At 71.5% G+C, this 8,683-nt stretch carries 8 protein-coding genes; 4 read left to right on the top strand and 4 right to left on the bottom strand.

From position 1 onward, the window contains the following. Nucleotides 1–17: 17 nt before the first annotated feature. The 4 genes from rfbB to ACFWFI_RS37595 all read right to left on the bottom strand — a co-directional run bounded on the left by rfbB (nt 18) and on the right by ACFWFI_RS37595 (nt 3,774). A complete protein-coding gene (gene rfbB, locus ACFWFI_RS37610; protein ID WP_387399456.1) occupies nt 18–1,001 on the bottom strand; it encodes a dTDP-glucose 4,6-dehydratase in 984 nt (327 codons plus the stop codon). Next, on the bottom strand, nt 998–2,065 hold the full coding sequence (locus tag ACFWFI_RS37605) for a glucose-1-phosphate thymidylyltransferase (protein WP_387399454.1): 1,068 nt from the start codon (nt 2,063–2,065) through the stop codon (nt 998–1,000). Before ACFWFI_RS37605 ends, rfbB begins: the two co-directional genes overlap by 4 nt. Nucleotides 2,066–2,263: 198 nt before the next feature. Further along, nucleotides 2,264–2,821 carry an NADPH-dependent FMN reductase gene (locus ACFWFI_RS37600; RefSeq protein ID WP_387399452.1) on the bottom strand — a complete coding sequence of 186 codons (558 nt, stop codon included), beginning with the start codon at nt 2,819–2,821 and terminating at the stop codon, nt 2,264–2,266. Nucleotides 2,822–2,967: 146 nt separating this feature from the next. Next, nucleotides 2,968–3,774, bottom strand: coding sequence for an IclR family transcriptional regulator (locus ACFWFI_RS37595; protein WP_387399450.1), 807 nt, complete (start codon nt 3,772–3,774; stop codon nt 2,968–2,970). Between the two features lie 196 nt (nt 3,775–3,970). On the opposite strand from ACFWFI_RS37595, the gene ACFWFI_RS37590 reads away from it, so the two are divergent. Genes ACFWFI_RS37590 through ACFWFI_RS37575 form a run of 4 tightly spaced genes read left to right on the top strand, consistent with a single transcriptional unit; the run spans nt 3,971 to nt 8,608 of the window. Then, a complete protein-coding gene (locus tag ACFWFI_RS37590; protein ID WP_387399448.1) occupies nt 3,971–5,617 on the top strand; it encodes a GMC family oxidoreductase in 1,647 nt (548 codons plus the stop codon). Continuing rightward, entirely contained in the window at nt 5,614–6,852 is a 1,239-nt protein-coding gene (locus ACFWFI_RS37585; protein WP_387399445.1) for an LLM class flavin-dependent oxidoreductase, read from the top strand. Before ACFWFI_RS37590 ends, ACFWFI_RS37585 begins: the two co-directional genes overlap by 4 nt. Next, entirely contained in the window at nt 6,849–7,898 is a 1,050-nt protein-coding gene (locus ACFWFI_RS37580) for an ABC transporter substrate-binding protein (protein WP_387399443.1), read from the top strand. The genes ACFWFI_RS37585 and ACFWFI_RS37580 overlap by 4 nt, the downstream gene beginning before the upstream one ends. Next, on the top strand, nt 7,895–8,608 hold the full coding sequence (locus ACFWFI_RS37575; RefSeq protein ID WP_387399441.1) for a class II aldolase/adducin family protein: 714 nt from the start codon (nt 7,895–7,897) through the stop codon (nt 8,606–8,608). The genes ACFWFI_RS37580 and ACFWFI_RS37575 overlap by 4 nt, the downstream gene beginning before the upstream one ends. The last annotated feature ends 75 nt before the right edge of the window (nt 8,609–8,683 follow it).

The following is an 8,683-nucleotide window of genomic DNA, read 5'->3' as shown; positions in this document are numbered from 1 at the left end:
CTGCGCGCGGTGCGCGGTCACGGTGCCGACCGCTTCTTCAGCGGTTCCCACCAGGCACGGTTCGCCCGGAACCAGGCGACGGTCTCCGCCAGCGCGGCGTCGAAGCCGGCGCGCGGCACGTACCCCAGCTCCTCGCGGATCCGGGTGCAGTCCACGGAGTACCGCCGGTCGTGGCCCTTGCGGTCCTCGACGTGCTCGACGCTGTCCCACCCGGCCCCGCAGGCCGCCAGCAGGCGCCCGGTCAGGTCCTTGTTGGTGAGCTCCGTGCCGCCGCCGATGTTGTAGACCGAGCCCGGATTCCCCTTGGTGCGGACCAGTTCGATGCCCTGGACGTGGTCGTCGACGTGCAGCCAGTCCCTGATGTGGAGCCCGTCCCCGTACAGCGGTACCGGCAGGCCGTCGAGGAGATTGGTGATGAACAGCGGAATGAGCTTCTCGGGGTAGTGGAACGGACCGTAGTTGTTGGAGCAGCGCGTGACCCGCACATCCAGGCCGTGCGTACGGTGGCAGGCGAGGGCCAGCATCTCGGCAGCCGCCTTGGACGCCGCGTAGGGCGAGTTCGGCCGGAGCGGATCGGTCTCGGGCCAGGAGCCCTCGGTGGCCGAGCCGTACACCTCGTCGGTGGAGATGTGGACGAATGTCTCCAGACCCCCGCGCAGCGCGGCGTCCAGGAGCGTCTGCGTCCCGAGGACGTTCGTGGAGACGAACTCGGCAGCGCTGTCGATGGAGCGGTCGACGTGGGACTCGGCGGCGAAGTGCACCACCTGGTCGTGCTCCGCGACCAGCCGGTCCACGAGGGAGCCGTCCCGGATGTCGCCGTGGACGAAGCGGAAGCCCGGATGATCCCGGACCGCCGCCAGATTGGCGGTGTTGCCCGCGTAGGTGAGGGCGTCGAGCACCGTGACCTCGACCCCGCCCGGCCCTTCGGGACCCAGGAGGGTACGTACGTGGTGGGAGCCGATGAATCCGGCACCGCCCGTCACCAGGACCTTGGTCGTCATGAGGAGATCTGCACCTTGCTGTAGTCGCCGAGCACCAGCCGGTGGGCGGCGCGGACCCGGGGAGCCGGGGTCACCTCGACCGAACGGCCGACGAGGGACGCCTCGACGCGGTGGACGCCCCGGATCGACGAGTCGGCCAGGATGATCGAGTACTCGATCTCGCTGTCCTCGATGTGGCAGTTCTCGGAGACCGAGGTGAACGGCCCGAGGTAGGAGTCGATGACCACCGTGCCCGCGCCCACGACGGCCGGGCCGACGATCCGGGATCCGCGGACCACGGCGCCGGCCTCGATCCGTACCCGGCCGATGATCTGGGTCGCGTCGTCGGTCTCGCCCTTGATGCCGGGGACCAGGGTCTCCAGTACGGTGCGGTTCGCCTCGAGCATGTCGTCGACGTTCCCGGTGTCCTTCCAGTAACCGGTGATCGTCGTCGACCGCACCCGCAGCCGCTCGTCGATGAGCCACTGGATGGCATCGGTGATCTCCAGCTCACCGCGCCACGACGCCTTGACGGCCCGCACCGCCCGATGGATCGCGGGGGTGAACAGATAGACGCCGACGAGTGCCAGGTCGCTCTTGGGCTGCCGCGGCTTCTCCTCGAGCTTCAGTACCTGCCCGGCGGCGTCCAGCTCGGCGACGCCGAACCGCGAGGGGTCGGGAACCCGGGTGAGCAGTACCTGCGCGTCGGGCCTGTCCTCGCGGAACTCGTCGACGACGTCGGCGATGCCGCCGACGATGAAGTTGTCGCCCAGATACATCAGGAAATCCTCGTCGCCGAGGAAGTCGCGGGCGATGAGGACCGCGTGCGCGAGACCCAGCGGGGACTCCTGCCGGATGTAGGTGACCTGGATGCCGAATTGCGAACCGTCTCCGACGGCTTTCTCTATTTCGTCCGCCGTGTCGCCCACGACGATTCCCACCTCGGTGATACCGGTGGCCGCAATGGCTTCGAGCCCGTAGAAGAGAACGGGCTTGTTGCCCACCGGAACCAGCTGTTTCGCCGAGGTATGGGTGATGGGGCGCAGACGGGTGCCGGAACCACCGGCGAGTACCAATGATTTCATGGTTCCCATATTTCACGGGGAACGTGCGCATGCGTCCCCTGAGAATGCTCCCGAACCCCCTACGGCTCCGCGCGGACGGTGATTTCCCGCGGCGGAGGCACACCGGATTCCCACGCCGGAGCACGCCGAGAAGTCCCCACCCGCGACGGGCGCGGGTGGGGACGACGATGCGGAGGCGGTGCGGCGCGTGCCGGACCGTCAGCCGCGGAGGGCCTTCAGTGCGCCGGCCCAGTTCTCCAGCTGGTCGAGCACCCGGCCGAGCTCCTCCTCGCGGGTCTCCGACGGGGCGAAGGCGGGGTAGCTCGGGAAGTCGACCGAGACGGGCAGCGGAAGCTGCGCCTGCACGGTCGCGATCTGGAGCTCGGAGGCGATCTGCCGCAGGTGCTCCACCGCACGCACACCACCCGCGGCGCCGATGCTGACGAAGCCCGCGGCCTTGTTGTTCCACTCGCCGTAGATGTAGTCGAGCGCGTTCTTCAGGGCCGCGGGGGCGCTGTGGTTGTACTCGGGGGTGACGAAGACGAAGCCGTCGAACTCGGCGATCTTCGCTGCCCAGCGCTTGGTGTGCGCACCCTCGTACTGCCCGTACTGCGGCGGCAGCGCCTCGTCGTAGGCCGGCAGGTCGAAGTCCGAGATGTCGACCAGCTCGTAGTCGGCCTCCGGACGCTTGGAAGCGACGGTGTGCACCCACTCGGCCACCTCGCGGGTGACCCGGCCCGGGCGGACGCTTCCGACGATCACGGCAATTTTGGGCATGACTGCTCCCCATCCCTATGAGTTGATGTATCAACTCAAGAGTGTGGGAAGCCGAGGTGATGCGTCAACTCCCTTCGGGATCTGTTCACGGGACTGAAGTGATCGCACCTGCCCGGGACTTGGCCGCACGGTGGCTCGGGCTCCACTCACCACCCGCCGGGGGAGTCGGGGACGAGGAGGGGGCGCAGCCGGCGTGCGCCGTCCTGGACCTGCCGGGCCACGGTCCTCAGTCGAGCGGCAGTGGCCCGGCTCCATGTGGTGCCCACGCCGAGAGCGAGGTAGCTGCCGCCGTCCTGGTTGAGGATCGGCACCGCCACCGTCAACTGCAGCGGATAGAGCTCCCTGTTGGAGACGGCGTAACCGCGCTCTCTCGTGGCCTCCAGCTCGTCGCGCAGCCGCTCCGTCGAGTTGATCGTGCGCTCCGTGAACTGTTCGAGCGGGGTGAGCGATTCCAGCTCCGCCTCCGTGGCGCCCGGCCACGCCAGGAGGGCTTTGCCGAACGCCGACGCGTGCAGCGGCACCGAGTTGGCGACCCGGGTCGACCAGTCGTCGGGCGCCTCGGCGGCGGGGAGGTCGCTGACGACCAGCACCTCGTTCCGGTCGCGCAGGGCGAGGGCGGCCGAGCCGGACGTCTCCCGGGCGAGCCGCTGCAGTTCGGGCCGTGCCAGGTCGAAGCGGCGCTGGTGGTGCAGGACGCGGTTGAGTCCCGCGATGGCGCTGCCCAGCCGGTAGCGCCGGGTCGCCAGGTCCTGTTCGAGGAACCCGGCCTTCTCCAGGGCCCTGGCCATCCGGTAGACGCTGCTCACGTTCAGGCCGAGACTCCGGGCGATGTCGGACACGCCCACGGGTCCCGGGGCGGTCCTGAGGCATTGGAGGACCTCGAAGGCCCGCTCCACCGTCTGGGCACCCGCCGGCCGGCTGGGTGCGGGGTCCGGAGCGTCCTGTCGTGCCATACGGGGGGTCCTGTTCCTTGAGCCGCCCGGGTGGACGGGGACGGGAGGGGGGTGCTGCCGTCATCGATCCCATCATGGCAAAGGTTGCCGCTATGTGAAATGTGCCTTCACTATTTGACAAGCTCTTCGCGGCTGCCCGAGCCTGACGGCATGACACACGCAGAGGCCGCGGCAGCGACCCCCAGGGTCTCCCGCCATGCCTGACGCCCCACCACCTACGTACGACTTCCTGGTTGTGGGTGCGGGAGTCGCCGGCTCGGTCGTAGCCGCCCGGCTCTCCGAACTCCCCGACACCACCGTTCTGTTGCTCGAAGCCGGACCGGAACTCCCCGACACCCCGCAGACCCGGGACCCGTTACGCGGCGCCGAGCTGTGGGGCTCGGACGCCGACTGGTCCTACGACACCGTGCCGCAGCCCGGACTCGGTGAACGGGTCGTCCACTGGCCCTCGGGCCGCGCGCTCGGCGGATCGTCCGCCATCAACGCGGCGCTGTGGGTCCCCGGCGGCCCCGCGGACTACGACGCCTGGAGTGCCTACGGCGAGGGCTGGTCCTGGGAGAGTGCCCGAGCATCCCTCCGCCGGTTGGAGGACGACGGCAGGGGGGCCGGCGAGGGCCCGCTTCCTGTCCGCTCCGGAGGCGAACACCCGCTGACCGAAGCCCTGTTCAGTGCCGCACACGGGCTGGGTCTGCCCCGTGCAGAGAGCGGCGCAGACAGCCCCGAGGGCGTCGACACCCTGCGCCTCACGGTGCGGGACGGGCATCGCGTCACCTTCGCGGACGCGTTCCTCGGCCCCGCGCGGACCCGCGCGAACCTGCGAATCGTCACCGGAGCCCACGTCACCCGGATCCTCGTCGAGGACAGCCGTGCCACGGGCGTCACCTACCGGCACGACGGCGGCCCGCCCGTCACCGTGACCGCGCGCCGCGAGGTGCTCCTCGCCGCAGGCGCCGTACGGTCTCCGCAGCTCCTGCTGCTCTCGGGCATCGGCCCCGCACGGGACCTGGAGCGGCTCGGGATCGCCGTCGTCGCCGACCTGCCGGGCGTGGGACGCAACCTCCACGACCACATCTGTGTCGGCGGCGCGGTGCGCGCCCCGGCCGCCCCGGTCACCGGGCCGCCGCAGCGGGCGGAGCCCTCGGCCGACACCGCGGGCGCGGTCGTGTTCGCCCGAAGCCGCCCCGGAACGGGGGCCGACATCGAGATCGTGTTCGCACCGGGCCGGAACGCCCCGCAGGGGGAGGGGCCCGGGGTGACATACGGCGTCGTCGCGCTCCAGCCCCGCAGCAGGGGGACGGTGCGCCTCGTGAGCGCCGACCCGCTGGCGCCACCCCTCATCGACCCCGGCTATCTGAGTGACCCCGGGGACGAGGACCTCGCCGTCCTCCGCGCCGGGGTACGCCTCGCCCGCCGTCTCCTGGCCGCACCGGCCCTGTCCACCTACGCGGGGGAAGCCGTCGAGCCAGCGCCTGCCGACGCCGCCGGCGACGAGGAACTGGACGCCCACGTCCGGCGTACGGCGGGAGGCATGTTCCACCCGGCCGGAACGGCCCGCTTCGGACCTGACCACGACCCGGACGCCGTGCTCGACGCCGAGCTGCGCGTCCGCGGTGTCACCGGCCTGCGCGTCGTCGACGCCTCCGCGATCCCCGTCCTCAACCGCGGTCACACCATGGCCCCCACGGCGTTCGTCGCCGAGCGCGCCGCAGCGCTCGTACGCCGCTCGTGGCACACCGGGGACAGCGGCATGCCGAGCACGGACAGCGGCACGCGGCGCACCGGGCGGGCGGACATCACCGCGCACACCCACCACACCGAGCACGCGAAGGAGCAGCAGCCATGACGGTGAAGATCCTCTGGTACCTCCAGTCGGCCGACGGCCCGGTGCCGTGGGAGGAACACGGCGTCTGGCGCAACGACCTGCCTCGGCTGCGGGCCGCCGCGGAGGTGATCGACCGGGTGGGGCTCTACGGCGCCCTCCTGCCGACCGGCCCGCACGAGCCGCTCGCCCTCGCCTCGGCCCTCACACCGCTCACCCGGCGGATGCGCTTCCTGGTGGCCCTCTACCCGGGCCTGGTCTCCCCGGCGAAGCTCGTCGACATCGCGCTGGTCATCGACAACTTCAGCGAGGGGCGCCTGCTCTTCAACGTCGTGAACGGGCACGACTCCTGGCTGCCCGAATACGGCATGTTCCTCCCGCACGACGAGCGCTACTCCTACAGCTCCGAGTACTGGGAGGCCTTCTCCCGCCGCTGGTCCAGCAGCGGGGAGGCATACGAGGGCAAGCACATCCGGCTGGCCGCCCGCACCTTCGACATTCCGCTCACGTTCTTCCCGGAGGCCGTCCAGTCCCGCATCCCGCTGTGGGGCGCCGGAGCCTCCGAGGCGGGAGTCGAACACGCCGCGAAGACGGTGGACTTCTACCTCAGCTTCGCCGACCTGCCGGACCGGCTCGGTACGAAGTTCCAGCAGGTCGCCGCGGTCGCCGCCACGCACGGACGCACGCTCAGGTACGGCACCCGGCTCCAGGTCGTGGTCCGCGACACGGAGGAGGAGGCATGGGCCCACGCCCGGTGGCTCCTGGAGCAGACCTCCCACGAGAAGGCCGTGGAACTCGCCTCGTACAAGCTGGGCCCCGGCTGGCTGGACAAGGAGGTCGAGACCGACGACCCGCGGGTGCTGCGCTGCGTCGCCGCGCTGCGCGCCGGTCGGCTGCCCGAGGTCGAGGACCTCGTCGTCCACCCCAACATCTGGCTCGGGCCGAGTACGTTCGGATTCGACTTCTTCGGGCCCGGGGCCGGAACATGGCTGGTCGGCACACCGGCCCAGGTCGCCGAGCGGATCCAGGAGTACGCCGCGCACGGCGCCGAGTCCTTCATCCTCTCGGGATGGCCGCTCGCCTCCGAGGCGCTGCGCTTCGGACGGGACGTACTGCCGCTCCTCGACACCGACCACGAGTTCGAGATCCCGCCGTTCCAGCCGGACGGTTACGAGGAACTGCTCGCCCTCTTCCCGCCGGCCCGGGGGCCCGAGAGCCGCCCCGCCGCAGTGGCGGCCCAGGGATCCGGCCCCCGATGACCGGCCACCGGCCACCGGCACCGGCGGCGCGGACCGTCGACACCATCCGGCTCACCCGGTGCCCCGTCCCCACCGCGAGTGGCCTCGCCCACCGACTGGGGCTGCTCGACGCTGCGTTCGCGTCCGACGGCATCACTGTCGCCCTCCTCCAGGACGGTGCGCCGGAACTGGCCCGTCACCACCTCGACCACGAACTGCCCGGCCTCTTCCGTGAAGGAGGCAGCATCCCGGCCCTCGCCGCCCGGGCCGCGGGTGCCCCGACCCGGCTCATCGGTCTGACCTGGATCGAGGAGCGGCAGGTGATTCTCGTACGTCCCGGATCGGGCATCGACAGCCCCCGGTCCCTCGCCGGACTTCGCGCGGCTCTGCCGGTCCACGGTCCGGACCCCGGCGCGGGGATCATGCGCGCCATGGCCCTGCAGGGCTTCAGGGGAGCGCTCGCCCTCGCCGGACTCGGGCTCGACGCCGTCGAGTTCCGCGAGGTCCCCGACGCCCGGGACGCGCACCCCGGATGGACCGTCAACGGCGCCCTGCCCCATCCCTGGACCGGCATCGAAGCACTCCGGCGCGGCGAGGTCGACGCCGTCTACGCCAAAGGAGCCGCCGCGCTCGCCCATGCCGCCGAGACGGGCGCGGTGATCGGCGTCGACCTCGATGACCAGGACGACCCGGGCAGCCGGGTCAACAACGGAACGCCCCGGCCGATCACCGTCCACGAGCAGACGCTCGCCGAACACCCCGAGCTCGTCGTGCGGTTCCTGGCCGAGACGCTGCGGGCCGCCGACTGGGCCGCGCATCACCGGGAGGAGCTGCTGCGGATGCTGCGCAGCGAGACCGGCGGCACCCCGGAAGCGGTCGCGGCGGCCCACCGCGGCGACTTCCACCGCCGCCTCCACCCCGATCTGTCCGACGACCGGCTGACCCTGCTCGACCAACAGAAGGAGTTCCTCGTGTCCCATTCCTTTGTCACCACCGACTTCCGCCTGGATGCGTGGGTGGCCCACGAGCCGCTCCGGGCCGCACACGCCCTGGTGGCCGCCCGATGAGCGCCGGCCTCGACGTCGACGCCTTCACGGCCACCCTGCTCGACGACGCCACCACGGCGTTCCAGGTGCTCCGCGAGACCGGGACGACCACGGCCAGTGCGACACTGAGCTTCGTGGTGCGGGCACCGGGAGGCCAGCTGGTCGCCGCGGTGAAGCACCCGGACCCCCTGCGCCCGGGCACCTCGCCGGAGGTGGTGCTGACATCCATCCTCGACGGCCCGGACGCGCTGCGTCCGTGGGGCGACGGACTCCGTTACGCGGCGGTCTTCGCGGCCCACCCGTGGCTCAACGCGATCTCGCACGTCCACACGCCGAACCTCGCGGCCTGGGGCCAGACCCACCGTCCGCTGCCGATCCGCTACGTTCCGGTCCAGCGCGACACGCTCGCCGACGAGCTGCCGGTCTACCTGGACCGCCGCGAGGCCGAGGACGCCTTCATCGTGAGGGTGCTGGACGAGGACCCCGAGGTACCGGGAATCCTGGAGGCCAACGGCGGAGCCACCATCTGGGGCCGCGGCGGCCTGCTGGACCTCGCCCGCACGATCCTCCTGATCGAGGAGGGCGCCCGCGCCCAGACGCTGGCCGAGGGCATCGGCGGGTCGAAGAACTACGGTCCGGGCGTACTGGCCCAGCAGTGGACCGCCATGGGACGCGCCGACAGTCCCCGGGCCCAGGCACGCATCGCCGCGCTCGACGCGGTCGCGGACTGACGCGCGACGGCGCCGGCCCCGGACGGGACGGCCTTCGACGAGAGGGCGTCGGCCCGCTGGACGCACGTCCAGCGG

Source organism: Streptomyces sp. NPDC060209 (assembly GCF_042728155.1).
GTDB lineage: Bacteria > Actinomycetota > Actinomycetes > Streptomycetales > Streptomycetaceae > Streptomyces.
The sequence above is the reverse complement of the archived record's forward strand: the minus strand, read 5'-3'. Positions and strand labels throughout refer to the sequence as shown.